Source organism: Fretibacterium sp. (assembly GCF_057312375.1).
On sequence record NZ_DBHLDX010000027.1, the window covers coordinates 1 to 26,822 of the forward strand.

The 26,822-nt window shown below is 63.9% G+C and carries 21 protein-coding genes and 1 pseudogene; 16 read left to right on the forward strand and 6 right to left on the reverse strand.

The window, feature by feature from the left end:
- Positions 1-51 precede the first annotated feature (51 nt).
- Positions 52-600 carry a flavin reductase family protein gene (locus ACO41U_RS05770; RefSeq protein ID WP_485942303.1) on the reverse strand — a complete coding sequence of 183 codons (549 nt, stop codon included), beginning with the start codon at positions 598-600 and terminating at the stop codon, positions 52-54.
- Positions 601-664: 64 nt separating this feature from the next.
- Entirely contained in the window at positions 665-1,309 is a 645-nt protein-coding gene (locus ACO41U_RS05775) for a histidine phosphatase family protein (protein WP_298780915.1), read from the reverse strand.
- A 193-nt stretch (positions 1,310-1,502) separates the two neighbouring features.
- Between ACO41U_RS05775 and ACO41U_RS05780 the strand changes: the two genes are divergently transcribed.
- A complete protein-coding gene (locus tag ACO41U_RS05780; RefSeq protein WP_298780918.1) occupies positions 1,503-2,597 on the forward strand; it encodes a threonine synthase in 1,095 nt (364 codons plus the stop codon).
- Between the two features lie 60 nt (positions 2,598-2,657).
- Here the strand turns inward: ACO41U_RS05780 and ACO41U_RS05785 are convergent, their stop codons facing one another.
- Entirely contained in the window at positions 2,658-3,245 is a 588-nt protein-coding gene (locus ACO41U_RS05785; RefSeq protein WP_298780923.1) for a LysE family transporter, read from the reverse strand.
- A gap of 162 nt (positions 3,246-3,407) precedes the next feature.
- Positions 3,408-4,808, reverse strand: a complete 1,401-nt coding sequence (locus ACO41U_RS05790; RefSeq protein ID WP_298780974.1) for an alanine/glycine:cation symporter family protein — start codon at positions 4,806-4,808, stop codon at positions 3,408-3,410.
- 544 nt (positions 4,809-5,352) lie between these two features.
- Here ACO41U_RS05790 and ACO41U_RS05795 point away from each other — a divergent pair.
- The 9 genes from ACO41U_RS05795 (at position 5,353) to ACO41U_RS05835 (ending at position 19,727) form a co-directional block, all read left to right on the forward strand.
- Positions 5,353-6,465: a DUF362 domain-containing protein gene (locus ACO41U_RS05795; RefSeq protein WP_485942306.1), complete on the forward strand. Its 1,113-nt coding sequence runs from the start codon at positions 5,353-5,355 to the stop codon at positions 6,463-6,465.
- A gap of 39 nt (positions 6,466-6,504) precedes the next feature.
- Positions 6,505-7,764 (forward strand): DNA polymerase Y family protein, encoded by a 1,260-nt coding sequence (locus ACO41U_RS05800; protein ID WP_485942308.1) that lies wholly within the window; start codon positions 6,505-6,507, stop codon positions 7,762-7,764.
- A 205-nt stretch (positions 7,765-7,969) separates the two neighbouring features.
- Positions 7,970-8,941, forward strand: coding sequence for a TAXI family TRAP transporter solute-binding subunit (locus ACO41U_RS05805; RefSeq protein ID WP_485942310.1), 972 nt, complete (start codon positions 7,970-7,972; stop codon positions 8,939-8,941).
- Between the two features lie 122 nt (positions 8,942-9,063).
- The gene (locus ACO41U_RS05810; protein ID WP_298780933.1) at positions 9,064-11,070 is read left to right on the forward strand and encodes a TRAP transporter permease; all 2,007 of its coding nucleotides are present in this window, start codon (positions 9,064-9,066) and stop codon (positions 11,068-11,070) included.
- A 140-nt stretch (positions 11,071-11,210) separates the two neighbouring features.
- Positions 11,211-12,212 (forward strand): type I phosphomannose isomerase catalytic subunit, encoded by a 1,002-nt coding sequence (locus ACO41U_RS05815; RefSeq protein WP_485942312.1) that lies wholly within the window; start codon positions 11,211-11,213, stop codon positions 12,210-12,212.
- 150 nt (positions 12,213-12,362) lie between these two features.
- Positions 12,363-15,149, forward strand: coding sequence for a bifunctional diguanylate cyclase/phosphodiesterase (locus ACO41U_RS05820; RefSeq protein WP_485942314.1), 2,787 nt, complete (start codon positions 12,363-12,365; stop codon positions 15,147-15,149).
- 73 nt (positions 15,150-15,222) lie between these two features.
- Entirely contained in the window at positions 15,223-16,908 is a 1,686-nt protein-coding gene (locus ACO41U_RS05825) for a bifunctional metallophosphatase/5'-nucleotidase (protein ID WP_485942316.1), read from the forward strand.
- An 84-nt stretch (positions 16,909-16,992) separates the two neighbouring features.
- Positions 16,993-18,624 (forward strand): bifunctional metallophosphatase/5'-nucleotidase, encoded by a 1,632-nt coding sequence (locus ACO41U_RS05830; RefSeq protein ID WP_485942318.1) that lies wholly within the window; start codon positions 16,993-16,995, stop codon positions 18,622-18,624.
- Positions 18,625-18,776: 152 nt separating this feature from the next.
- Positions 18,777-19,727, forward strand: coding sequence for an RpnC/YadD family protein (locus ACO41U_RS05835; protein ID WP_485942320.1), 951 nt, complete (start codon positions 18,777-18,779; stop codon positions 19,725-19,727).
- Positions 19,728-19,964: 237 nt separating this feature from the next.
- On the opposite strand, the gene ACO41U_RS05840 is transcribed toward ACO41U_RS05835, so the two are convergent.
- The gene (locus ACO41U_RS05840; RefSeq protein ID WP_485942322.1) at positions 19,965-20,597 is read right to left on the reverse strand and encodes a class I SAM-dependent methyltransferase; all 633 of its coding nucleotides are present in this window, start codon (positions 20,595-20,597) and stop codon (positions 19,965-19,967) included.
- A 110-nt stretch (positions 20,598-20,707) separates the two neighbouring features.
- Here ACO41U_RS05840 and ACO41U_RS05845 point away from each other — a divergent pair, with 110 nt between their 5' ends.
- The 5 genes from ACO41U_RS05845 to ACO41U_RS05865 all read left to right on the forward strand — a co-directional run bounded on the left by ACO41U_RS05845 (position 20,708) and on the right by ACO41U_RS05865 (position 24,528).
- Entirely contained in the window at positions 20,708-21,439 is a 732-nt protein-coding gene (locus ACO41U_RS05845; RefSeq protein ID WP_485942324.1) for an SIR2 family NAD-dependent protein deacylase, read from the forward strand.
- Positions 21,436-22,866, forward strand: coding sequence for a hypothetical protein (locus ACO41U_RS05850; protein WP_485942325.1), 1,431 nt, complete (start codon positions 21,436-21,438; stop codon positions 22,864-22,866). Before ACO41U_RS05845 ends, ACO41U_RS05850 begins: the two co-directional genes overlap by 4 nt.
- 112 nt (positions 22,867-22,978) lie before the next feature.
- Entirely contained in the window at positions 22,979-23,110 is a 132-nt protein-coding gene (locus ACO41U_RS05855) for a hypothetical protein (protein ID WP_485942327.1), read from the forward strand.
- Between the two features lie 53 nt (positions 23,111-23,163).
- Positions 23,164-24,267, forward strand: a complete 1,104-nt coding sequence (gene yedE / locus ACO41U_RS05860) for a YedE family putative selenium transporter (RefSeq protein ID WP_298780960.1) — start codon at positions 23,164-23,166, stop codon at positions 24,265-24,267.
- A gap of 42 nt (positions 24,268-24,309) precedes the next feature.
- Complete coding sequence (locus ACO41U_RS05865) at positions 24,310-24,528, forward strand: sulfurtransferase TusA family protein (protein ID WP_298780962.1); 219 nt, start codon at positions 24,310-24,312, stop codon at positions 24,526-24,528.
- 119 nt (positions 24,529-24,647) lie between these two features.
- On the opposite strand, the gene ACO41U_RS05870 is transcribed toward ACO41U_RS05865, so the two are convergent.
- Complete coding sequence (locus ACO41U_RS05870) at positions 24,648-25,886, reverse strand: hypothetical protein (RefSeq protein ID WP_485942330.1); 1,239 nt, start codon at positions 25,884-25,886, stop codon at positions 24,648-24,650.
- A gap of 430 nt (positions 25,887-26,316) precedes the next feature.
- Here ACO41U_RS05870 and ACO41U_RS05875 point away from each other — a divergent pair.
- Positions 26,317-26,822 (forward strand): annotated as a pseudogene (locus ACO41U_RS05875) (hypothetical protein); the annotation flags it as partial.

Consider the following 26,822-nt stretch of genomic DNA (forward strand, 5'->3'; position numbering starts at 1 on the left):
TGATGTTCCTTGATCGCTTTCAACAACTTTTGAAGATTAATCAGCGCTTCCTTAATGCTCGCCGTGAAAGGAATGACCTCTTCCCAGGACGACGCCGGTACGCAGGTAGCCATAGGTGGGGTACTCGAAGAGCACGGGTTTCAGGGTGCGGTAACTCACCTTGCCCTCCTCGTTCAGGTGGTTCTCGTTCACGAAGGTGTCCGAGATGGTGCAGATGAAGCTCTCGAAGCCCTCCGTCCTGTAGACGTCCACGACGCAACACTCCATCGTGAGGGGCGACGCCTCGATCATGGGCGTCCCCCCCGGCCCCATGGAGCACTCGAACACGCCGGACTTATCGACCTCCGCGCCGCTGACGGATCCAACGTAGTCCGCCTTGGACAGCATGGCCTCCTCCACCACGTTGAGGGAGAGCTTTCCCTCCGCCCGGATGCAGCCGTTGATGAAGTGCGCCGCCGCCAGGCTGACGAGCACGCGGTCGTGTCCGATCACCCCGACGTTGCCGACCAGCGTCCAGGTGGGCTTGTCCCCGTTCATCGCCCCCACGACGACCAGAGGCGTCGGGTACAGCGCCAGCAGGGGACCGACGTTCTTCTTCACCTTCAATCCCTCCATTCAAAGTTTCAAAACCTTGCCCGCAGGCGCAAGGCGGGCTTCCGCGTCCCTACAGGCTCTTCGACAAAAAGCTCTCGAACCCGCAGCCCAGGTGACTGACGTCCCCCAGAAGGCTCAGCTGCGGGCCGTCGTCGCCGAAATCCAGACAGGACACGCCGCAGTTGGGGATTCGGATTCGCCAATAGCTCGTGAGCGGCAGGCCGATATAGTGGCAAATCAGCACCTTCCCCACGGCGTCGTGCGTCGCGAGCAGCACGTTGCCCTCGTACTTCCCCAACGCGAGGCGCTCCAGCGCCTCCACGGCCCGGCGCCCGACGTCGGCCAGCGACTCCCCTCCCGTCCCCGGCATCGTGACCCGCTGCGGATCGGTGCGCCAGAGCTTCAGCAGGTCCCCGTCCCTTCGGGCCACCTCGTCCGTCGTCACGCCCTCCCACGCACCGTGGTTGATCTCCTGAAAGCCGTCATCGACGACGAGGGCGTCGCAGTCCGCCGCCTCGAAGATGCGCTCCCCCGTCACGCGGGCGCGGGACAGGGGGCTGGTGAGGACGGCGGCCAAGGGGTAACCCCGAAAGCGCTCGGCCACCCGGTCCGCCTGGAGCAACCCCGCCTCGTTTAGGGGGACGTCGAGCTGCCCCTGAAACCGGCCCTCCCGGTTCCACGCCGTTTCGCCATGCCGCACGATGAAAAGCCTCATCGCTTGCGTCACACTCCCCCGTTTTTCCATTTTTCCGTCCGGCGTCCGGACGTTCCGCCAAGCGCCCTTGCACCAAGGGGCGCTATCGTCCCCTCGCGCCCGGTGATATCATAAATATCATAAACAACGCACGGCAGGGTCGTCGAGGACGCTCTGCATCACACACATCATACATCAAAACAAGGAGGACGCCATGAAGTTCATCTGTTCACGGTGCGGCAAGGAGGAGAGCGCAGCAACCCGAAAGCCCCACTGCAGCTGCGGCGGCCTGTGGGACCTGGCCTGGCAGCCACCCCGTTTTTCCCTGTCCAGGGTGGACCGCAGTCGGTGGAGCCTGTTCCGCTATCGGGAGTTTATCGCGCTGGAGGACGAGAGCTGGCAGGCTGTGACCCTGGGCGAGGGCATGACGCCCGTGGTCCCACTGGATGGGGACACCCTCCTCAAGATGGAGTACTTCATGCCCACGCTGTCGTTCAAGGACCGAGGCGCCGCCGCGCTGGTCGCGCACTGCCGGGCCATCGGCGCGGAGAGCGTCGTTCAGGACAGCAGCGGCAACGCGGGGAACGCCGTGGCGGCCTACTGTGCCCGCGCGGGCATCCGATGCGAGATATTCGTCCCGGAAGGCACATCGCCCAGGAAGGTCGACATGATCCGCTCCCACGGGGCGGTCTGCACCATCGTCCCCGGCGGACGGGACCACTGTGCGGAGGTCTGCCGGGCCAAGGTGGAGCGGGAGGGCATCTTCTACGCCAACCACGTCTGCAACCCCTTCTTCTACGAGGGGACGAAGACGTACGTCTACGAGGTCTACGAGCAGTTGGGGCACATTCCGGAGAACCTCATCATCCCCGTCGGCAACGGGACGCTGTTCCTTGGGGCCATCCGCGCCCTGGAGCACCTGCTGGAGAGCGGCGCCATCCCCCGGATGCCCCAGATCCTCGCGGTGCAGAGCGAGCGCTGCGACCCGCTACTCCGCGCTGCGGAGCAGGGACGGGAGGAGCCGGCGGAGGTCGTCCCATCGCCCACGATGGCGGAGGGCATCGCGATCGGCAAGCCCCTGCGGGGACGCGAGATCCTGGCCCTTGGCAAAAAGCACGGCGTCCACTTCATCCACGCCCCGGAGGAGAGGATACTGGACGCGCGCAAGGCCCTGGCGCGGCAGGGCATCTACTGCGAGCACACGGCGGCGGCAAACTACGCGGCCTGCCTTGAGTACCGCCGGCAGCACGGGATGACGGGGGAGTGCCTGCTGCCGATGTGCGGCGCGGGCCTGAAGTCCGACCACTGACTTTCAGAAATGAAATACTGAAATCATAGAGGGGGCCGTTCTCGATGGAGCAGCCCCCTTTCACAGCGCCAGGCCCACCGCGCAGAGCGCGAGGAGCGCAGCCATCGCGATGTTGACCGCCATCCTATAGTCGGCGAAGACGCGGCGCAGCGCGACGCCGGCGAAGATCCACGCCAGGTTGCAGATCGGACCGGTGAAGGGAAGGAAGAGCCCGACGGCGAGGAGCGTCCTGAACGAGCGGGTGTGCGGCAGCACGTAGGCGGAGAGCGCGGTGACGCAGAAGACGATGACCTTCACGTTGGTGAGCTGGACCAGGAGCCCCGTCGTGAAGTTGCAGGACTCCCTGCACTCCCCCCGTGAGTCGTCGTCGCTCCTCAACATCTGGAACGCCAGCCACAGGATGTACGCCGCGCCGATGTAGGACAGGACCTTGACGTATCGATGCAGGACCGTGCCCAGGAAAAACGTCACGAACACCGCCCCCATGGCGTCCAGGAAGAAGCCCACGAAGAGCCCGCGCCACTGTCGAAGGGCGCACTCCCGCCCATATTTCAGCGCGGCGGCCAGCGAACAGAGGTTGGCCGGCCCCGGCGTGATGCCCGTGATGAAACAGTAAAAAAGGAACGACGGAACAAGCGACAAAGGCATTCTGCACACTCCTTCGCGGCGTTTAAAGAGGCTTTACGATCCCGTGAGGGTTCAGGCATGGACTGCCCACAACCGAGCGAAGGACGCGGGATGGCCGCGTCCTTCGCTCATGCCGTCTTTAGACAATTATAGCGTAAGACCTGTCCAGAAAGCCCCAAGGGCCTACTTCACCTCGCCCCGTTTCTTCTTCGCGTCGTAGTCCTTCACGACCCGGCGCAGCGTGAGGGAGAGGATGAGCAGCCCCACGAGGTTGGGCAGCGCCATGAGCCCGTTCAGGGTGTCCGAGATATCCCAGATCTGATTCAGGAAGACGTTGCCCGCGGAGCCGAACAGCTGCGCGCCGGACGCACCCAGCAGGATCATAGCGATCCACAGCACCTTCATGATGGGCTTGAACCAGACGCCGAACAGGTAGGTGACGGCCGTCTCCGCGTACCAGTACCAGCCCAGGATCGTGGTGAAGGCGAAGAGCAAGAGGGCGATCGACAGGACGTAGCGGCCCAGCCCCATGCCCAGGGCGTTCTCAAAGGCCTGCAGCGTCAACTGGGCGCCCGTGAGCTCCGGGGAGCCCGTCAGCGTGCCGGTCGTTAGGATGACCAGGGAGGTCATGGTGCAGATCACGATCGTGTCCACGAAGACCTCAAATATCCCGTAGAAACCCTGCTGAACAGGGTGCTCCACGTGCGCAGTGGCGTGGACCATAGGGGCGGAGCCCATGCCCGCCTCGTTGGAGAAGACGCCTCGCGCGATCCCCTTCTGAACGGCCTCCTTGACGCACCAGCCGGCCAGCGCTCCGGGCACCGTTTCGCCAGGGTTCTCAAACGCCAGCTTAAAAACGGTGGCAACCGCTTCCGGGATGTGGGCGGCGTTCATAACCAGGACGACGATCGACGTGATGATGTAGAAGACGGCCATGACGGGGACCAGATACGTCGTGACCAGGGAGAGGCTCTGCAGCCCCCCGATGATGACCAGCCCCACCAGCACAGCGATCGCGATGCCGCTGTACAGGTGGTCGACGCCGAAGCCCATCGACAGGCCCTCCGCCGCGGAGTTGGCCTGCGTGGCCGCGCCAATGCCGAAGGACGCGAGGAAGGCGAAGACGGCGAAGATCACCGCCAGCCACTTCTGCCCCGCGCCGTGCTCCAGGATGTACATCGTGCCCCCGCGCCAGTCGCCGTGGGCGTCCTTCTGCCGGAAGTGGACGGCCAGGGTAACCTCGGCGAACTTGGTGCACATGCCGAAGAAGGCGGAGATCAGCATCCAGACGAGCGCACCGGGACCGCCCAGGTGCAGGGCCGTCGCCACGCCGGCAATGTTGCCCGTGCCCACCGTCGCGGCCATGGCCGTCGCCATCGCGGCAAAGGAAGAGATCGACTTGTCGGCCTCGTTGGCACCCCGCGCGGACGTGAACACCTCCTTCATGGCCACCACGAAGTAGCGTATCTGCGGAAGCCCCAGCAGGAGCGTGAGGTAGATGCCCGTGCCCACCAGGAGGATCAGCACGGGGGCGCCCCAGACGAAACGGTTGACTACGTCGTTCACCTTCATGATGGCGTCCATCACGGACGTTCCAGCAGCTACGTCGGCAGAAATCGGGTTCATGATTCCATCTCCTTTTTCAAGATTACAAGATTAACTGCTGTTTTGAATATTTAGCCGTTATTGAAGCCCAAAAAAATTCCCGCCTCCCCTCCTGCTTCCGGCCTCCGTGCAAGAGCGAACCGTCCGGGCCGTCCCCGCCTTGGACGTTTACGTCTGCGTTCGCCTATCATACCACACCCCGCTCCATTTAAGCACGAATCTTCTAAAAATATTCTCGCCTCCGCTTCAAAGCGTTCACGGTTTCGGCGTTTCGGGTTATAATCAACCGCGAGAGCAACGATAAGACTTTCGGTCAATTCGTACCAGGCGGAGGAGGGCGGCAGGCGCAACAGGCCGCGGGCCGGGGCGAAACTCCATTCAATTTTCAGGAAGCGACGACGAGCGTCCGCGGGACACCATGCCTGCGGGGGCTGGCCGGCGTCTTCTTCGAGCACGGCGCGGGAGCGCGCCGAAGAGGCCGCCGCGGCATCGGGCGACCGAGTTCTTTTGGGGGGAAAACATCATGAACGCATCAAAGGTATTCTTCACGGACATGCACACGACACCTGAGGAGAACCTGCTGCAGAAGCTGAAGCGCCTGATGAAGGCCGCAGGGTTTGAGGCCCTGCCCCTCAAGGGCGGCAGGTTCGCCGCGGTGAAGGTACACTTCGGCGAGCCGGGGAACCTGGCCTTCCTGCGACCGAACTACGCCCGCGTCGTCTGCGACTACGTCGTCCAGCTGGGCGGGCGGCCCTTCGTGACGGACTGCAACACGCTCTACGTCGGAGGACGCCGGAACGCACTGGACCACCTGGACAGCGCCTACGCCAACGGCTACAACCCCTTCGCCACAGGCGTCCACACCATCATCGCGGACGGCCTGCGGGGGCTGGACGAGCGGCTGGTCCCCCTAGAGGGCTGCACCTACGTCAAGGAGGCCAAGATAGGATCGGCCATCATGGACGCGGACGTCATCATCTCCCTCTCCCACTTCAAGGGGCACGAGCTGACGGGCTTCGGCGGCGCGCTGAAGAACGTGGGCATGGGCTGCGGCTCCCGCGCCGGCAAGATGGAGATGCACAGCGCGGGCAAGCCCCACGTGGAACAGGAAAAGTGCGTCAGCTGCGGCCGGTGCGTGCGCATCTGCGCCCACGACGCACCCCACGTGACGCCGGGCAAGGGCGCCTCCATCGATCACGACCGATGCGTGGGCTGCGGCCGGTGCATCGGAGCCTGCCCGACGGACGCCGTCGTCCCGGACTACGACGAGGCCTTCGACATCACCAACTGCAAGATGGCGGAGTACACCAAGGCCGTCATCCAGGGCCGTCCCCACTTCCACATCAGCCTGGTCGTCGACGTGTCCCCCTTCTGCGACTGCCACGCGGAGAACGACATCCCCATCGTGCCGGACGTGGGGATGTTCGCCTCCCTCGACCCCGTGGCGCTGGACCGCGCCTGCGCCGACGCCGTAAACCGCCAGCCCGCCGTCGAAGGGAGCCTGCTGGCCAAAAACGGCCACGCCCACCACGACCACTTCACCGACGTTTCGCCGGACACGCACTGGATATCCGCCCTCGAGCACGGCGAAAAGATCGGCATCGGCACGATGAACTACGAGCTGATACAGATTTAATCCAAAATTGGCTCCGGTCGTGAAGGGACTTTCCAAACCATGAGCCGAGCGAGGGGGGCGCCACGGGAGCGCCTGATCTTTCACGTGGACGTCAACAGCGCCTTTCTGTCCTGGGAGGCGGCCCGCCGCGTCCGCGAGGGAGGGGCCGACCTGCGCCTCATCCCCTCCGCTGTGGGGGGAGCCCCGGAGGATCGGACCTGCGTCATCCTGGCGAAGTCCATCCCCGCAAAGCGGTTCGGCGTCCGGACGGGGGAGCCCGTTTCCATGGCGCTGCGCAAGTGCCCAAAACTCGTCCTGGCCCCGCCGGACTTCAGGCTTTACGACCGATGCTCCTGCGCCCTCATGGACGTCTGCCGCCAGTTCTCCCCTGCCGTCGAGAGGTTCTCCATCGACGAGTGCTTCCTGGACATGACGGGGACGGGCCTTTTGTACCCGGACCCGCTGGACGCGGCCTACGCCCTGAAGGACCGGATACGGGACGAGCTGGGCTTCACGGTGAACGTCGGCGTCAGCTCCAACAAGTTCCTCGCCAAGGCGGCCAGCGACTTCGAGAAGCCGGACCGCGTCCACACGCTGTGGCCCGGCGACCTGGAGGAGCGGCTGTGGCCCCTCCCCGTGGGAGAGCTCTTCTCCGTGGGCCAGGCCACGGCCGCGCGCCTCACGGGAGCGGGGATCCGCACGATCGGTGATCTGGCCCGCGCGGACCTGAAGCGCCTTCAGGCCATCGCCGGCACAAGCATGGGTCGCCGCCTCCACCGCTACGCGACCGGCGAGGACGACTCGCCGGTGCTGGCGGATCCCGCGGAGGCGAAGGGATACAGCATCTCCACGACCTTTCGGGAGGACCTGACGGAGATGAGCGCGGCGCGTCTCGTGCTCCTGGACCTGGCCGACTCCGTCACCGCCCGCATGAGGGCCGACGAGAAACGGGCGGGCGGCGTCTCCGTGACGATGCGCTCCAGCGACTTTCGCGACCGCTCGCACCAGACGCGCCTGATCGAACCCACGGACGTTACGGACGAGGTCTGCGAGACCGCCCAGCGCCTCCTGGCGGAGGCGTGGAACGGGCGGACGCCCCTGAGGCTCCTGGGGATCGCGCTGACCCACCTGACGAGCGAAGACGCCCTGCAGCTCTCGCTCTTCAGCGACGAGCGCAGGGAGAGGGCGCGCCGCATGGACAAAGCCGTGGACGCGCTGCGCCGGGACCTGGGCTTCGACATCATCCGGCGCGGCGGCGGCGCGGACGTGGGGCGCAAGTATCGGGCACAGTTGGAGAATCGGAGGGGGCGTCGGCCCTGACGCCGACTCAATTCCTTCAGCGCGAGGATGAGGACGCCTTGACATCGCCTCGCCAAAATGATTAAAATGTTCTATAATTTCTGCGGAAGGATGACGACAGCATTTCCACCCTGCGCTTCAAGCAGTGGCGGGTCGGTGCCCCTCATCGGCAGGAGCCGGACGAGGGGACGATAAGGACACTTTAATTTTTATGGAGGGATGAAACATGAGGAAGCTGGCTTTGGTAATGGTCCTGGCGTTGCTCTCCGCCGGCGCAGCGGTCGCCGCGGAGAAGGGTGGTATGCCGGGAGGCGGGACGCTGACCTTCACCACGGGAGGCGCCCAGGGGACGTACTACGGCTTCGGCGGCGTCCTGGCGGGCAAGGTGGGCGAGACCACCAGCACCACGGTCACGGCCATCACGTCCGGCGGCTCCCAGGCCAACGTCGAGGCCATGGACGCCGGGGACGCTCAACTGGGCTTCGTGCAGACGGACGTCGGCGCCTACGCCTACAACGGCACGCGCCTCTTCGAGAAGCAGGGCAAGGTCGAGGGCTTCTCCACCGTCGCGAACCTCTACATGGAGCAGGTGCAGATCATCACGCTGAACCCGGACATCAAGACCGTGGCCGACCTGAAGGGGAAGAACGTCTCGGTCGGCGCGGCGGGCAGCGGTGTGTTCTTCAACGCCGTGGACGTGCTGAACGCTTACGGCCTCGACGTCGAGAAGGACATCAAGCCGACATACCAGTCCTTCGGGGACAGCGTCGACGCGCTGCAGGACGGCAAGATCGACGCTGCCTTCATCGTGGCCGGTGCCCCCACGACGGCCGTCACCTCCCTGGCGGCCACGAAGAAGGTCAGCCTCGTCAGCCTTGACGACGAGCACGTCGAGGCGCTCCTGAAGGCCTCCCCCTACTACAGCAAGAACGTCATCAAGAAGGACGTCTACAACACGGACGACGACATCTCCACCGTGGCCGTTGGGGCCGTGGTCATCGCCCGCGACGACGTGTCCGAGGCGGACGTCTACAACTTCCTGTACGGCGTGTTCGAAAACCTGGATTCCATCAAGGCCGCCCACGCGAAGGGCGCGGAGCTGAACCTCGAATTCGCCGCGTCCTACAGCGCCGTGCCCTACCACCCCGGCGCGGTGAAGTACTTTGCGGAGAAGGGGCTCACGGTCAAGGGCAAGTAGCCTCCCGAACCGCAACCCGTAACTGCAGCGGCTGTGGCTGGCGATACGCGCCACAGCCGCTTTTATGGGCCTTGCCGGTTCGATTTTACACCTAAAAATTTATCGAAGGGGGATCGTCTCTTATGGACTCCAACCGAAGGGACAGCGCGCCGCAGGCCGATGTCGGCACGATGCAGGACGTCGAGGCGGTGATGAAGAAGTACGACAGGGAGTCCAACGTCCGCCTCTGGGAGGGCGCGCCGAAGCAGGCCGTCCGCCTGCTGACCGCGGCGTTCTCGCTCTACTGCGTCTGGGTAACCCTCTACAGCACGGCCATGCCGGAGATACGGCTGAACGTCTTTCTGGGGCTCATCCTCACCATCGGCTACCTGAACTACCCCATCAAAAAGGGGGTCGCGCGGGTCAACCACTTCCCGTGGTACGACGCGCTCATCCTGCTGGCGGGCATCGTCCCGCTCTTCTATTTCGCGTGGAACGCCAAGAGCATCATCGAGATGGCGCTGCGCGTCACCAACCCCCGGAACCCGGACTACCCGTTCTACGCGACCATGGCCGTCCTGGCCATCCTCTCCACCATGGAGCTCTGCCGCCGCTGCGTGGGCATCCCCATCCTGTGCGTGGTGGGGGGCCTCATGGTCTACGCCTTCAGCACCGTCCGCTTCGGCAAGGTGCTCTACGACCTCTACTACTCCACGGGCGACGGCCTGCGCAGCACGCCCATCGTGGTCTGCGCGCAGTACATCGTCGTGTTCATCCTCTTCGGGGCCTTCCTGGAGCGCACGGGCATCTCCGCGTTCTTCATCGACCTGGCCAACGCGGTGGCGGGAGCCTCCGCCGGAGGGCCGGCTAAGGTGGCTGTCATTTCCTCCGCGCTCTGCGGCATGGTGTCCGGCTCCTCGGTGGGCAACACGGTCACGACGGGCTCCGTCACCATCCCTATGATGAAGCGGACGGGCTACAAGCCGGAGTTCGCGGGCGCCGTGGAGGCCGCCGCATCCACGGGCGGACAGATCATGCCCCCCATCATGGGCGCCGCGGCGTTCCTGATGGCGGAGTACATGGGCATCCCCTACGCGCAGGTGGCGCTGAAGGCCATCCTGCCCGCGGTGCTGTACTTCGCAGGCATTTACATCGCCGTGCACCTCGAGGCGAAGAAGCTGGGGCTGAAGGGTATCCCGCGGGAGGAGCTGCCGCGGGTCCTATCTCTGCTGCCCAAGGTGTACCTGCTCCTGCCCCTCGTCGTCCTGGTGGTCATGGTGTCCCTCAACCTGAAGACCATGCAGTTCTCCGCGACGGTGGCCATCGGCATCGCCATCCTGGTGGGGCTCGTCAACCCGGATGAGCGGCTGACCCCGACGAAGTTCATCGATGCCCTCGAGGCGGGCGGCAAGGGCACCATCACCGTGGCCGTGGCCTGCGCCATGGCGGGCCTCGTGGCGGGCTGCATCACCTCCACGGGCCTGGCCTCCCGGCTCATCACCATGGTGGTCAACATATCGGGCGGGCACGCCTTCATCGCGCTGGTCCTCACCATGGTCTGCTGCATCATCCTGGGCATGGGCGTCCCCACCACGGCCAACTACTGCATCATGGCGGCCACCTGCGCCCCCATCCTGATGTCCCCGGAGATCGGCATTCCCAAGATATGCGCCCACTTCTTCGTCTTCTACTTCGGCATCGTCGCGGACATCACACCCCCCGTCGCCCTGGCGGCCTACGCGGGCTCGGCCATCGCCAAGGCGCCCCCCATGAGGACGGCCGTCAACGCCACCAAGCTGGCCATCGCGGCCTTCATCGTGCCCTACATCTTCGCCTTCAGCCCCTCCATGCTCTTCGAGGACCTCCATCCCCTCCTTCAGATCGCGGGCGCGGGAGCGTTCCTCAACCATGCCCTGACCTTCGCCGAGGTGGCCGTCATCTGCGTCACCGCGCTCCTCGGCATCTTCGGCGTGGCCGCGGCCCTGAACGGCTACCTGTTCCGCCCGCTCAACCCCGCCTTCCGGCTCCTCATGGCCGCAGGAGGGCTCGCCATGATGGTCCCCGGCACGACTTCGGACGCCGTCGGCCTGGTGGTCCTGTGCGCCGTGTGCGCGATCCAGTGGAGCCGAAGCCGACGCGCCACAGCGTAGGCTCGTCCCGCGCGCGCCCCGTTCGGCGAACGCGCAGAATGGTGGCGTACAAAGTGGTACAATTCAGGCGAGGTCGCTCGGGCCTCGCCTGAATTGTACTGGCGCGCCGGCGGCATGGAGCGGAGGAAGGAGTGTCGACGATGGGACCCTTTGCGGTGGAGCCCGCGTGCAAGGATTACCTTTGGGGTGGGACGCGGCTGAGGGACGAGTGGGGGCTGGGTGGCGGGATGCCCCGCGTGGCCGAGAGCTGGTCCCTCTCGGCGCACCCGGACGGGGACGGCAGGGTCTTGAACGGCCCCTGCGCCGGGATGACCCTGTCCTCGGCCCTGCGACAGCACCCGCAGCTCGCGTCGCCGGACGCACCGGACGCGCCCTTCCCCCTGATGGTGAAGCTCATCGACGCGGCCCTGCCCCTCTCCATCCAGGTACACCCTGACGACGCCTACGCCGCGCAGCACCACGAGGGGGAGAGGGGCAAGACCGAGATGTGGTACGTCCTCGACCGGACGCCGGGGGCCTTCCTCTACCTGGGCTTCCGGCGCGGGGTGCCTCGCGGAGAGGTCGAGCGCCGCGCCCGCGACGGGACCCTGCCGGAGCTCCTCAGGCGGATCGAGGTCCAGCCCAGGGACGCCTTCTTCATCCCGGCGGGGACCGTCCACGCCATCGGGGGCGGCATCCTGCTGGCGGAAGTGCAGCAGAGCTCCAACCTCACCTACCGCCTCTTCGACTACGGGCGCCTCGGCCCCGACGGCAGGCCGCGCCCCCTCCACCTGGAGAGGGCCCTGGACGTCGCGCGCCTGGCGCCCGCCGACCCCACGCCTCCGGGCGCCCGCCCCTGGCAGGACCTTGCGGGCGGACGGCTTCGCGTCCTGGCGGACTGCCCGGCGTTTCGAAGCGGGCTTCTGAAGCTCAAAGGCGCCTGTACGATCCCAGCTCAGGGGCGTTTTCTCTCCCTCCTGTGCCTGGCGGGGGAAGCCTCCCTGTCGGGGGAAGAGGGGGTCCTTGCCGTGAGCCGGGGCACCAGCCTCCTGATCCCAGCCGGTAGCCCCGCCTGCCGTATCGAGGGAAGCGCCGAGCTCCTCCTCACGTCGGCTGGTGAAAGCCGTCCCGAAAACTTCACAATCGACGACATTAATGTATAATGATCTGGACTTAGTCTTTTGGACGCTTTAGAGGCGTTCTGCGTTTCGACGAGCCCGCCCCTGCTGCGACAAAGGGCATCTCAGGGCCGCGTCAGGCCGCCTGCAGAATGTGGGGGCAAGAGGTTGCACAGCTTCAAGGGAGGAAACGACATGCGGCTGCAGAAAAGGCTTTTTGCGATGGTCATGGGGATCCAGCTCATCTTCATCCTCCTCATGAGCATCACGACAAACTATAGAACCATGCAGGCCTTTACCTCCATAGAGCAGCGCTTCTTCACCCTGCAGATGTCGGGCGCGCAAAAAGCCGTCAACAACGAGTCCCACTCCCTCCAGAACTCGATCTCCGACTGGGGCGCGTGGGACCGCATGTACGCCTTCATGGAAACGAAGGACGTTTCGCGCTTCGAGGAGCTCCTGAACGGCAGCATCCTGCGGGCCCTGAACATCGACTTCATCGCCGTGCTGGACACGGACCTGAAGCCCATCGTCGCCTATCGGGTGGACGAGATCGGAAACGAGCTTCCCCTCGACGACGAGATGCTGGACACCCTCCACCGCTCGGCGGAGAAGATGCGCGCCGCCCAGAGCATCGACGCCATGACGCCGGACGTCTTCGACCCCGAAGAGTCCGCCTCTCCAAGCTCGGACCTCCTGAAGCTGGGGGACGACGTCTTCCTGTTCAAGAGCGCTCAGATCCTGACCACGGACTGGGGCGGCCCGGCGCGCGGCATGGTGGTGGCGGGCCGAAACTTCAACCGGGTCTTGGAGGACGTTTCCTCCTCCCTGGGGGCGCCCTGTCAGTTCCTTCCCGTTTCCTCCGACGCCGCCAACCCGACAGGGGTGGCCAGCGAGGACCAGCCCCTCGTCATCGTCACGCGCGAGGACAACACGGCCTTCGTTCAACAGCCGGGGCGCCCCATCCTGGGGACGGACACCCCCTACGCCCTGGCCTTCGTCATGCCGCGCGACATCTACGCCGAGGGACAGAGGGCCATGTACAACTCCTACGTGTGGCTCTTCTACAGCGGCATCAGCCTCGCCATCCTGATGGTCTACTTTCTGTCCCGGGTCATCCTGAAACGACTGAACACTATGCGGGGCGTCTTCACCCGCATCATCCACGAGGTCAACTTCGATCTGCGCTTCACGGTCACCCGCCAGGACGAGATCGGCGACTTCGCAGGGTCCGTCAACGTGCTGCTGGACACCCTGGAGCACGTCATCATGCAGATCCCCGACGCGCTGATCATCAACGACGCCTCGGGGCGGGTGGTGTTTCTGAACCTCGAAGCGCGGAGGCTCCTGAACCGGATGAGCTTCTCCCGCGAAACGGACACGATCTTCGTGAAGGACATCCTGAGCCGGACGGAGAGCAAGTTGCTCGGCCCCACGAGCGACCAGTTCGTCTACGAGGGGGTGTTCCGCCGGGAGGACGGCTCCACCGTCCCCGTCGAGCTCCACAAGAACACGCTGTCCCTGGGGCCGCAGCGGGTGGTCCTCTACCTGGCGCGGGACCTGACGGAGCGGCACAACCTGGCCGCCCGCATCGACTGGAACGACCATCACGACGCCTACACCGGACTGCCGAACCGCAAGTCCTTCGTCGATACGCTGAACAGGCTGCTGAAGGCAGACAACACCATCTTTGGCAAGAGCAGCGCACAGACGACTCCCCAGCCCCTCACGCTGGTGATCATCAACATGGACCACTTCAAGAGCATCAACGCCGAGGTCACCAACACGGGAGGGGACATCATCCTCGCCGTCATCGCCGAGCGCATCAAGAACGCGTTGGAGGAGCGCGGCGCCCTATTCCGCACCAGCGGCGACGAGTTCTCCATCCTCTTCACGAAGGACGAGGACGGAAAGATGATCTCCCCGGAGGAGCTGGTGACCCTCCTGAGCAAGATCCGGGATGACGTTTCCCTGCCCTGTCAGATGGGCGAGAGGGTGGTGCACCCCTCCGCCAGCATGGGCGTCCTGTTCGACGCTCTGAGCTACGACAACTCCTCCCTCATCATCGAGAAGGCCACCACGGCCCTGAAGGCCGCCAAAGGTGCCGGCCTGGGCCTCATCACGATCTACAAGGAGAAGGAGGACGGCGGCGAGGTGGACGCCTCCTTCGCCGCAAACATCCTGCGGATGCGCTACGAGATCCGGGAGGGCATCGAGCAGGAGCAGTTCATCCCCTACTTCCAGCCCGTCTACGACATCAAAGAACGGCGGCTCAGCGGATTTGAAACCCTGGTGCGCTGGCAGCACCCGACCCGAGGCTTCCTCACCCCCTACCACTTCGTGCCCTACGCGGAGCGCATCGGCGTCATCGGCGAGATCGACCGCCACATGATGCAGTGCGCCATGAAGGCCATCGCAGACTCCCCAGCCCCCTACTACTTCTCCGCGAACGGCTCCTCAAACCTGATGCAGCAGGCCAACGCCGCGGACCTGATCTACGAGATGCTCGACAGGGCCAAGATCGACTCCTCCCGTTTCGTGACGGAGGTGACGGAGAGCGTCCTCATCGACAACCTGGCGGGCGTGCAAAAGGCTTTGAAAAAGCTGGGAACGCGGAACGTCCGGATTTTCCTGGACGACTTCGGCACGGGATACTCCTCCCTGGAGTACCTCCACGCCCTGCCCTTCAACTGCATCAAGCTGGACCAGTCCTTCGTCCGACGCGTCTTCGACTCCGAGCAGGACGCCAAGATGCTGCACGCCATCATCAACCTGGCCAACGCGCTGGAGATGGACACCATCGCGGAGGGCGTCGAAACGGAGGAACAGCTCGTGTGGCTGGGGGAGGCGGGGTGCCGGAAGGCCCAGGGCTACTTCTTCGCCAAGCCCCTCCCGTGGGTGGAGGCCGATGCGCTCATCAAGAGGGAATACGCGCGGCTTCTGGCGGACGAGGCTGCAGCAGGAGGAAAGAGCGCGGAATAAAGACCGGAGAAGGGCTGCCGTGCGCCTTTCGGGCGACAGGGAATCGAAAATTTTGAAGGGGCGGTGCTGCGTCATGAAACGAGTGCTGTATTTGTGTCTGTGCCTGGCTGTCCTGTGCTCCGGCATCCTCCCTGCGCCCCCGGCCTGCGCAAAGGACGGGCGGGTGACGATCCTGACCATCAACCATCTTCTGGGTCAGCTCCTTCCCGTCGTGGAGAAGGTCAATCGGGACACCCTGTTCCGCGGCGGGCTGGCCAAGGCGGCCACCGTGATTCAACAGATCCGCAAGAAGGACCCGAACGCGATCCTGGCCGTGACCGGCGAGTCCGTGTTCGGGCCGATCTGGCGTTACTTCGGGGGGCAGCCGGAGTTCACCTCCCTCAGCCTCATCGGCGTGCAGGTCGGGATGATCAGCAAGCACGAGCTGGACTACGGCTGGAGCCACCTGGAGTCGGCCCTGCAGTACGTTACCTACCCCATGCTGCTCTCGAACGCCACCGTTCCGCAGAACATGGTCGACAGGCTGCGGAAGACCGTTATCGTGACCTACAAGGACTTGAACGTGGGCATCTTTGCCATGATTTCCCCCACGCTCTTTGCCGCGACAACCCGCTGGGGTGCAGAGAACAGCGACAACGCGGATTTCAGGATCATGCCGGACATCGTCGGCTCGGCCCGCGAGATGACGAAAGCCCTGAAGGAACAGGGGGCGGACGTCATCGTCATGTTCGGTGACCTCACCGAGGAGGAGAACGATGAGGTGGCCAGGGCCGTGTCGGGCATCCACCTCATCTTCGGGCGCGGCTCCAACGGAGAGAGCCCCTCGAAGCCCGTCTTCGTCACCAACGAGGCGGGCTGGACCACCATGCTGGCCTGGGGAGGGGATCGGGGCCGATTCATCGGAAAAGTCAATCTGGAGGTCAAGGACGGCAGGCTCGTGAAGGACAACTCCACCTGGGAGGTCGTCCTCGTCACGCAGAAGACGCCGTTCGACCAGAACATCTACAATATTGCCTCCGACTTCGAGGAGAAGCTCAACGCCCAGCGGGAAAAGATCATCGGCTCCTTCGAAACGGAGGTCAACACCCAGAAACCCCTCGTCCGCAGTCGGGAGATGCCCATCGGAAACTTCCTGGCGGACGCCCTGCGCAACGTGTTCAAGACGGATGTCGGCCTCGTCAACGGCGGTGCCATCCGCGCGGACAAGACGTTCTCAACGGGCAACTTCTCGGAGAGGACGTTCCTCGAGATCTTCCCCTACGGGAACGAGGTCACCCTCGTCACGGTGCCGGGCAGGATCCTGCGCCAGGCGATGGAATGCTCCGCCTCCGCCCTCATCGCGGGACCGGAGGACGACTACGACACCTCCCGCCGTACCCCGACGGGCGGTTTCCTTCAGGTTTCGGGCATTCGCGTCGTCTACGATTTGAAAAAACAGCCGATGACCTTCAACAAGGAGACCAACCAGGTCGATCAGCGGGGCGAGCGCCTCGTGACCCTCGCAATTCAGAGGGAGGGCGGTCACTGGGCCGAGGTGGACGACGACGCGCAGTACACCGTCGCCCTCAGTGCCTACCTGGCGAACGGCGGTGACCGCTACTTCATGTTTAAGGACGTGCCGCAAACCGACACCGGTACCAACGACCTGGACAGCACGCTCAGGTACATCCGGACCTTTTCCGAAGGCAAGCTAAACCTCACGAAGGACGGGCGCATCACGATCCTGACGCAGGAGGCACCGCAGCGCAAGGGCAACTGACGGGACTTTGTGCCGCTAAACGCCCTGTACGAACGTTCGGGGTAAAAGTTGAACTCAACCTTTTGAACCGTGGAGGGACCTGAAATGAGGCAAAAGTTTTTTGCGGCGCTCTGCGCGCTTTGCATCTGCCTGGTCTTCGGTACTCTGGCGCAGGCAAAGGACGGAAGCATGACGCTCCTCACCCTCAACCGCCTGGCGGGACAGCTTCTGCCCATCGTCACCAGGGTCAACAAGGGGACCGTCGCCATCGGCGGGTTGGCTCACGCGGCGGGCGTGGTGCAGAAGGTAAGGGAAACCGAACCCAACGCGATCCTGATCGTCAACGGAGGGTCCGTGTACGGCCCCATGTGGCGCTACTTCGGCGGCCGGCCGGAGTTCACGTCCCTGAACCTTGCGGGCGTCCAGGTTGGCACCATCGATATGCGCGAGCTGGACTTCGGCTGGAAGCACCTGAAGGACGCCCTTCAGTACATCCGGTTCCCTCTGGTCCTCTCCAACGTGGACATCCTCGATCCGGAAGCCGCCCCATTCTTCAAAAAGAACGTCATCGTCCAGGCGGGGGACCTGAAGGTGGGCTTCTTCTCGATGCTCTCCCCTCAGATCCTCACCACCACAACCCAGAAGGTCGATGAGCTTCAGCTCTCCAAGGCGGGGCTCGTGGAAACGGCAAAGGCGATGGTCGCCGACCTGAGGGCGCAGGGGGCGGATGTCATCGTCATGCTCAGCAACTTGACGGACCTCGAGAACCAGCACACGTTGGAGCAGGTCAGCGGCATTCACGCGGTGTACGGCCGCACGCTCGGCATCACGGAGGACCCGCTGCCGGGCTTCGTTCGCGGTCCGGACGACTGGCTGACGACGACGCTCTGGAGCGGGACCGTGGCCCGATTCGTCGGCAGGCTGGACCTGACGACGAGAAACGGGCGGATCACCAAGGACAGCGTCAAATGGCAGCTCCTCAGCGTGACGCCGAAGGCGGAACCCAACGCGGCCATCCTGAATCTGGCCACTCAGTACGAGGAGAAGCTGAACAAAAAACTGGAGACCATCATAGGGTCCTTTAACGTCCCGGTGGACGCTCGCAAGGAGGTCTTGCGCAGCGGGGAGTCCCCCATCGGAAACTTTCTGGCGGATGCGATGAGAACTCGCCTCAAGACGGACGTAAGCCTCGCCAACGCTGGAGACATCCGAGGCGACAGAGTCTTCCGTGAGGGGAAGTTCTCCGAGAAGACGCTGCAGGAGCTCTTTCCCTTCCAGACCCGGGTCGACATCCTCACCGTCAGCGGCGACGTGTTGCGCAAGGCGATGGAGATATCCGCCTCCGCCCTTGCGGCCCACGACGACGGCTACGACACGTCGTTTCGGACTCCCACGGGGGGCTTTCTCCAGGTGTCGGGCCTCCGGGTGGTCTACGACCTGAAGAACCCCCCGACGACCTTCAACGAGGACGGCCTCGTCGCCCAGTGGGGCAACAGGCTCGTGGACCTTCAGGTGGAGAAGGACGGCGCGTGGGAGCCCGTGGAGGACTGCACGTACTACACCGTAGCGATCAGCGCGTGGCTGTCGGAGGGCGGCGACCGCTACTACCTCTTCAAAGGCCTCCCCAGCCAGGATTCGGGCCTCCTGGACTACGAGATCCTGGTCGGCTACATCAAGACCTTCCCGAACGGAGCGGTGAACCTGACCCTGGACCAGCGCATCACGTTCCGGGAATAGTGCGATCGTGAAGGCGAGGCGGGACTGCCGCGGGGCAGTCCCGCTTTTTTGTGGCGTCGAGATCGAGTTTGAATTTTCCATAAGTAAGCGTGTCACTTCCGACACAGTGGTATACAATACAGTTGTACCCTATACGAAACGGGGCGTTGAGGATGGACGAACAAACGATCCAGAACGACCATGAACGTTTTGACTACGACGGATTCTGGAAAGCTCTTGCCAGAAGATTTTGGAGGGAACTCCTGAGAAGCACCATTCCCGAACTCTACGGGGATGCGGACTTGGAGCAGGACGCCACGCCTCTCGATAAGGAGCTTCAGGACACTTTATTGAAGCCGGAAGACGAGGAACAGGTGTCGGCAAAATTTGTCGATACCCTGTTGAAGATACCTCTGAAGATCGGAGGTGAGCAGTGGGTTCTGCTCCACGTTAAGGTACAGGGCCGAGGCGGCGAGGACCTTTCGAGGAGGATGATGCGCTACTATTGTCTGCTCTTTGCGCACTATGACAAGAACCCCGTGGCGCTGGCAATTCTGACCGAGCCCCGGTCAAAGTCCGAAATGCCCGGCGTCTACGATTCTCTACAGTATGGGACACACCTCAACTACCGCTATAATTACATTGAGCTGCGCAAACTGGATGACGACGAGCTCCTGAAAAGCGATAATCCGTTTGACCTAGCGCTTTACGCAGCAAAGAAGGCATTGGGATATAAAAGCGAGGAGCAGAAAAAGTTCTTTTATCTTCTGAAGCTCACCAAGATATTAGCGTCAAAGGGTTGGAGCAGAGAGGATCGTTCGGACCTTCTGAGGTTCATCGCAAGAATCATCAATTTGAAGGACAAGGCGCTCTGGGCGCAGTATAGAAAAGATGTCAAAAGGATAAAGGGGGAGAGCGAGATGATGTCCTTTTGGGATGAGGAATTGGAGCAAAGTCGTGCAAAAGGCCGTGCCGAGGGCCGTGCTGAAGGCCGTGCCGAAGTGGTGCATCGGATGCTCGCCGTACAGCTTCCTGTGAACCAGATATCGGAGCTCACAGGGTTGACCTGCTCCGAAATCGATGCAATAAGAAGAAACGAGTCGGTTTATTCGGCTGAACCGTGATGTCATCGGGTTGTTGAACCTGGGCTGCAAGGTGGTCAATCCTCAAGGCTTTACGTGTGGCAGCATACGCTTTCGCTGCCGCTCACGGGTCGTCAGCTTTGCGTGAGCTGCCCCCTGTGCAGGGGCGTAATTTCAAACGGCCCCGACCGTCGTTCGGCGTGTCGGGGCCATTCGCAAGGCGCGTTCTACAGCGCGGATTCACGGTCCAAATTCAGCCCCTGAGGGAGCGGGCAAAGACTACGCCGTCTGTGCCGCGCGGCGGTCGCCGCTGCAATCGAACACGAAGGCCGGGGGGATGTTGAGGGGCACGAACTTGCGACGGACCTGCGAGAAGCGCGCGTTCAGCATCGGGCGCATGATGTTGGAGTACTGATAGGCCACGAAGCGCCCCTCCGGGCGCAGCGCATCCTGCACGGCGTTCAGGATATTCGTCCCAACCTCCCGTGGAAGGACGGTGAAGGGCAGGCTTGAGATGACGAAGTCCAGCTTCTCGATGCCCTCGTCCTTCATGATGGAGAGCAGGGCCTGCGCGTCGCCGTACAGCTTCAAGTCGGGATGCTCGCGGCGGATCATTGCCTGAAGCGCCGGGTCCACCTCGAAGACCAGCACCTTGGCGTCGGGCCTGGCACGCTTCACTACCTCCCGCGTGAACACGCCCGTTCCGGCCCCCAGCTCCGCCACGCTCAGGGCGTTCTCCCAATCCACGCAATCCAGCATCGCGCGGGTCAGAAAGCGCGAGCTTGGGGCAACGCTCCCCACCTGGCGCGGCGCGCGGAAAAAGCGCTTCAAGAAGACCATGCCCTCCCCGATGTGGGAACCGGGCTTTCGCCTCGAAGCCACCTTTTCATCCTTTTTTCTTTTTTTCGACACGGTGCCACCTCCGACAGCGCAGTCGCGCAGCGCGCTCACGCTGTTATTTTATTCAAAGTGTGCGATAATAAAACCTGTTTTCATTGTAAATCGCGAGGAGGGATTTGTCCATGACCGAAAAGACCGCCGGAACTGGAGCGAAGAAGCGCCTGGTTGCCCTGACCGGCGCCGGCATGAGCGCGGAGAGCGGCTTCAAGACCTTTCGCGACGAGGGCGGGCTTTGGGAAAATTACGGGGTTGAGGACGTAGCCAGCCCCGAGGGATGGCGCCGCAACCCCAAGCTGATGGTGGACTTCTACAACAACCTGCGCACCCAGCTGGAGCACGCGAAGCCCAACGAGGGGCACCGCATCCTCGCCAGCCTCGAGGAGCACTTCGACGTCGGGGTCATCACGCAGAACGTGGACAACCTGCACGAGCGGGCGGGCAGCACCCACGTACTGCACCTGCACGGAGAGCTGACGAAAGCCCGGAGCGTGGACGACGACTCTCACCCCATCGACATCGGCTACCGCAAGATGGAGTACGGCGAACGAGGCCCCGACGGCGCCCTGCTGCGGCCCTTCGTCGTCTGGTTCGGCGAGGCCGTCCCCATGATCTCGGAGGCCGCCCGCTGGGTCCGGGAGGCGGACATCTTCGTCGTCATCGGCTCCTCCCTCGTCGTCTACCCCGCGGCGGGGCTGGTCCACGACCTGCGGGGCAGCACCCTGGCCTACCTCATCGATCCCAAGGAGGTCAGCACCCCTTCAAGCCACCCCTTCACCGTCATCCGCGAGGGCGCGTCGCGCGGCATGGCCATCCTGAGGGATGAGCTCCTGGCCACCCTTCCGAGGCTGTCATGAGCGCTCCCCTTTTCCCGCGCTGGAAGGACGTACCCGAGGTGGCGTCGGCGTCGTCTACGTTAACGGACCTCAGCCAAAAGTACACGACGCTCGCGAACTCCGGAAAGCCGGAGAACCGCAGCGAGGCCCTGAAGCTCTGGACGAAGGCCGCGGGCGCCTGGTGGGACGCGCTGTTCGCCCTGCTCCGCGCCTGCACCGAGGACATGCCGGTTCAGCTCTCCTTCGACGAGCCGGAACGCCTGTTCATCGACTTCGGCTGTCCGGGTGCGCCGGGGTCGCTCCTGCCCGCCCACCAGGACTTCAAGGCGGACCGCGCCCTGAACGCACGCTGCGGCGCGGGCATCTTCCCCACCTTCGCCCTGTCGGACTACATCGCTTCCTGCTGGGCCATGATCACGGGCACCGAGTGCCCGGCCCCCTCCATCGGCATGTCGCCGGCGGACCGCGTGGAGCACCTCAAGGAGGAACTTCAGAAGCTTCAGGACAGGCGGGGGGCGGAGCTCACCCGCATCGCTACCGACCACCGCGACGCAGCCTCCGACGCAAGCAAGCTGCTCCAGGACCTGAACGCCTTCGAGCTGACGGCGATGAAGGTGGAGATGCGCGTTCCGGAGTACCGCGAGGCGAAGGAGGACCTGCGATCCTCCCTGTCGCAGGATCGCTTCCGCTACGCGGAGGCGGAAAGCGCCATGCGCCTCATGGTTTCGAGCGCGCAGAAGTACGCCGAAAACCCCCTTCCCCTGCCCGACATGGAGGCGTTTCTGGCGCTGCACGAGGAAACGCGCACCACGGCACGAAAGATCCTCTACTGCCAGATGGACGTGAAGAAGGTCGAACGCCGTTCCCAAAAGGTCACGGACGCCTGCTCCCAGTTCTCCGACGCCATGAAGCGCAGCGAGCTCAAGGAAATGGTCCAGCGCAAGAGGGAGTACATGGCCGTCCCCGGCAAGATCGCGCGCTGCGATACGACGCCGCTCTGCCCCTCCGACGCGGCCCCCATCGACCGCGCGGCCAACCTCGCCCGACTTGAGGCGATGTGCGGCATGGACATGGACATGTTCGCCGTGCCGCGCATCCGCATGTACGGCGTTCCAAGCGTGATCTTCATCCCCGGCCAGGGGCTGGGAGCCTACGACTGGCAGGACCACGCGCTGCTCCTTCCGGTCTTTCCCAACGGCGGCGAGGACAAGTCCCTCAGCTACGCCCTCGGCGCCTTCCGCTGGGACAGCGACGAGGAACGAAGGTTGAAGAACCCCTACGAGCACCTCAAGGACAACCGCAACAAGTCCATCCTCGCCATGGCGGCCTCCTTCTACAAGGACTACTTCCTCTGGATGACCAAGGAGAAGAAGGGCTACCGCATCCTGCCGCGGGAAACGCACAAGGCCTTTGAGCTGATGTTCGCTCCCCGCAAGGAGGAGCCGTAGAAGCGCGCTTCCTCGCGTCCGCTCGATACGGAGGGCCCGAAGCCCGTTCCCGCTCCGGGCCCGACATAAAATTTTTCCCCAGCTTCCCCGAAAGGAGGCGTTCTGCCATGACATGATGCGCAAGATGAAACCGCTCACGGCGGGAAGCGTGCTTCCCGTTCGCGTCCTCTGCGTCCTCATGTGGTGGGGGAACGTCCCCGGCCTCGTCGCTCTCCATGGGACCCCCCGCAGGCGTCCGCCCTGACCGATGCTCAGGCGGACCTGTTCCTGTGCCCCAAACTATGGAGGTTTTGTATCATGGATAAGCTATTGACGTCCCGCAACGGTCCCTGGATCGCGGGCGGGATCATCGGGCTCATCGCCGTGCTGCTCGTCAAGTTCGGCAACCCCGGCAACATGGGCTTCTGTGTGGCCTGCTTCACGCGGGACATCGCGGGAGCGCTCGGCCTGCACCGCGCGGCGGTGGTGCAGTACATCCGACCGGAGATTCCAGGCTTCGTCCTGGGCGCCTTCCTCTCGTCGCTCCTGTTCCGCGAGTACGCGCCCCGCGGAGGCTCCTCCCCCGCCGTGCGCTTCGTCCTCGGCATCTGCGCCATGTTCGGCGCGCTGGTGTTCCTGGGCTGCCCCTGGAGGGCGTACCTCCGCCTGGCAGGCGGCGACTGGAGCGCGGTCTATGGGATCGGCGGCCTGATCGTCGGCGTGCTGATCGGCATCGGGTTCCTGTGGAACGGCTTCAGCCTCGGCGCCGCCGAGCGCAGCCCCAAGGGCGCAGGCCTCGCGATGCCCGTCCTGGCGTTAACCATCCTGGCGCTCCTGTTCCTGAAGCCGACCATCGAGTCCGTCGGGGCCGACGGAACGAAGGCCGTGACGTCCCTCATTCTATTCTCGGAGAAGGGACCGGGAGCCACGCACGCGGCGCCCCTGATCTCCCTGGCTGCCGGCCTCATCGTCGGGTGGCTGGCCCAGCGCAGCCGGTTCTGCACGGTTGGAGCCCTGCGTGACCTCTTCATGATGGGCGACGCCCACCTCTTCAAGGGTATCGTGGCCTTCACCGTCGTGGCCTTCGCCGCGAACTACGGCTTCGGCTTCTTCAAGCCGGGCTTTGGCGACCAGCCCATCGCCCACACCAACGAAACCTGGAACTTCCTGGGCATGGTGCTCTCCGGCCTGGCCTTCACCCTCGCGGGCGGGTGCCCCGGGCGCCAGCTCATCATGACGGGGGAGGGCGACAACGACGCCGCCGTCTTCGTCCTGGGCATGTTGGTAGGCGCGGCGATGGCGCACAACTTCTCCGCAGCCTCCAGCGGCGCAGGCCTCGGCCCCATGGGCATCCCCGTGACGATCGCCGGGCTCGTCTTCTGCCTGGCCGTCGGCGTCCTGTTCCGTCCGGCGCGGGCCTGACACGGTCAGGCTTCGCACTGCCTAATTAAGGAGGTCTTGGTCATGAGCGAAACGATCACGGTGGATGCGAGTGGGCTCTCCTGCCCTCAGCCCGTCATGGCGGCGAAGAAGGCCCTCTCCGGCCTGACGTCCGGCCGCGTCGAGGTGCTCGTCGATACGGGCACCTCGCGGGACAACGTCGCGCGCTTCGGTGAGAACAAGGGCTGGCGCGCCACGAAGGAAGAACGCGAGGGCGGTTGGAAGGTCGTCCTGGAAAAGTAAGCGCAACGTGGATGCGCGTTGACATGCATCTTGAAGGCGGTCGGAGTTCCCGACCGGCCTGACGAACGAGGGCGACCCTGATGGGTCGCCCTCGTTCATTACGCTCGTTCTCAGGTCCGCTACATCGCCGCAGGCGGGACCAGAAGGGTGGAGTAGATCCCCGCCAGGATGACGGAGGTGATCGTCACGGTGATGAACCCGCCCGTCAGCATCTTGGGCAGCATGTGGCTCATCAGGAAGTTGTACGTGTCCTCGTCTCCGCCCGCCAGGGCCTTCGAAGCCTCGTCCGTGAGGACGTAGTTCGGCGGGAAGCCGTAGAGGGCCGTGAGCGAGAGCGCCATGGACATGGGCAGGGTGTAGCCCAACACCGCGCCCACGATGCAGGAGGCGATCAGGAGTCCCGCGACGCCCACCACCACCACCACCACGATGGGGCGCACGAGCTGCGGGAGCATCTCAGGCGTCGCGCTGTTCAGCATCCCCATGATGAAGACCATCAGGATCGTGATGAGGTAGCCCATGGCGCCGGCCTTGTTCATGGGCCTGCGCTCCACGATGCCGAACTCCGCGGCGATGGCGCCGAAGATGAGGCAGATCACCAACGGGTGCAGCGAGTAGCGCACCCACTCCGGGTTGAGGTAGGCCAGGAAGGATTTCAGGCCGATCGATGAGAGGTCGGCCAGAGAGGCCACCAGCGCGACGCAGGCAATGTGCGTGTAGGTGGTCTGGTACTTCAGGGGAACGAGGTGGAAGCCCGAACCCGTCGCCGCATCCACGTCGGATCGCGCGGTCTCGGCCCTGCCTTCGGCCCGGAGCTTCAGCAGGCGCTTGCCCTCGCTCTTCAGGCAGAGCGCCGTCAGCGGGTAGCCCACGAAGCCCTGCACGATGTAGATGAGCATGGCCATCACGGCCATGTCCTTCATCCCCAGGTCACCTGCGGCCTTGCTCATGATGATGGCCGCCACCACGCCGCCCGAGAGCGGGGGCGTGCCCGTGACGATCGCGTTGCGGTCCGTGAACAGGGGGCCGACGTACCACAGGAGGAGGGCCATTCCCGCAAGCCCTGCCACGGCAATGACGACCGTCTTCCACTCCCGGCACAGCTCGCGGACGCTCATCATGGTGCCCATGTGGGTGATGAGCAGGTACATGGAAACCGTGGCGATCGGCGCGCCCATCTGGGCCCGATCCACGATGTCCTTCGGCAGCCAGCCGCCCCAGTAGCCGGCCAGGAACAGGACCGCCGCGACGAACACGGACGGCACGAACGCCTTCGTCTTCATGGAGACGATGTCGCCAATCGACATGAACACCACGACGACAAAAAGACACATGATCGGCGTCAATGTGACTTCCAACAAAAAGACCTCCCTGACACAAAAAAATTTTTCCTCCCACGGCAAGACAGCGCGGCGGAATTCAAAAGATTATAGCGCATTTTTCCCCTGCCAGCCCCATGCTGTCTTTAAAACTACATATTTAAGAATTCGGATAGCTGGCCCAACTCCGCCCAAAAGGACCGAGCGGGCACCGAAAGGGAGAAACGCCCCGATGGGAAATCCCACCCCCTTCGCCCGGCTCTGGCGCAGATCCTTCACGCCAGGCCATTTCACATTGCTTCATCTCCGCCTCGGAGGACATCAAACGCATTTTACAAAGCGCTTTCGGTCATATAAAATGACAGCGTGGAGAAAGGGATTCTTCGCTTCTTCTCCGCAGCGCGTTTTTAACTCTAGTCTACACAAACTTAGCCTCTTTATCACGATTCTGCTGGGAGGGATTGACGTTATGTTTATGACGTCGCTGAAGGTGGTCATGGTTTCGTTGGCGCTTGCGGGCCTCGCCCCGGACGTTCATGACGCGGGGGCGGAAGCGGTTTTCGTAGAAAAGAACACCCCGGCAGTGGGGGCCGCCACCCAGGAGGCTACCGCCTCCACCGAGGGTGAGGAGGACGAAAAGGTTGCGGAAGCCAAGGCGACCTTTGACGATCAGGACCTCGCCGGCCAATCTCTGAAGCTCGCGGAGCGCGAGGCAGAGTTGGCGCAGCGCGAGGCAGCCCTTGCGGAGCGAGAGGTCAACCTGGTGAAACAGGACAAGGCCTCTTCCGCCGCGTCCATTGAGCTCGCGGAGCGCGAGGCAGAGCTTGCCAGGCGGGAGGCCGACCTTGCGGGGCGTGAGGCGGAGCTGGCCAGTCAGGGCAAGGCGTCTTCCGAATCGTCCGCGGAGCTTGCGGAGCGCGAGAAGGCATTGGCCGATCGGGAGGCCGACCTTGCAAAGCGTGAGGACGCGCTGGC